Raw genomic sequence first — 356 nt, 5'->3', positions numbered from 1 at the left:
CTGACGTCCCCCCATCGCTTTGGTCCGGCTTGAGTGCGAGTTTTCCGGTTTTGTGAGACCCTGACGGGAGGAGCGGAGCCGTGAAGAAGAGCAGGTTCACCGAAGAGCAGATCGCCTTTGCGCTGAAGCAGGCCGAGACTGGGACGCCGGTTGCGGAGGTACTGCGCCGGATGGGCATCTCCGAGCAGACGTTCTACCGCTGGAAGAAGCTTTATGGCGGTTTGGGCACGGGCGAACTGCGGCGGCTGAAGCAGCTCGAGGAGGAGAACCGCAAGCTCAAGCAGCTCGTGGCCGATCTGAGCCTCGACAAGCACATCCTGCAGGACGTGCTCGCAAAAAAGCTCTGACGCCTGCTC

The 356-nt window shown here is 61.5% G+C and carries 1 pseudogene; it reads left to right on the top strand.

The annotated features are described in order from the left end of the window. Positions 1-80: 80 nt before the first annotated feature. Positions 81-341: pseudogene (locus MKK49_RS24860) on the top strand (transposase); the annotation flags it as partial. Positions 342-356: the final 15 nt, after the last annotated feature.

The organism is Methylobacterium sp. J-090 (assembly GCF_022829345.1).
Taxonomy (GTDB): domain Bacteria; phylum Pseudomonadota; class Alphaproteobacteria; order Rhizobiales; family Beijerinckiaceae; genus Methylobacterium.
This window is presented reverse-complemented; position numbering and strand designations above follow the sequence as displayed.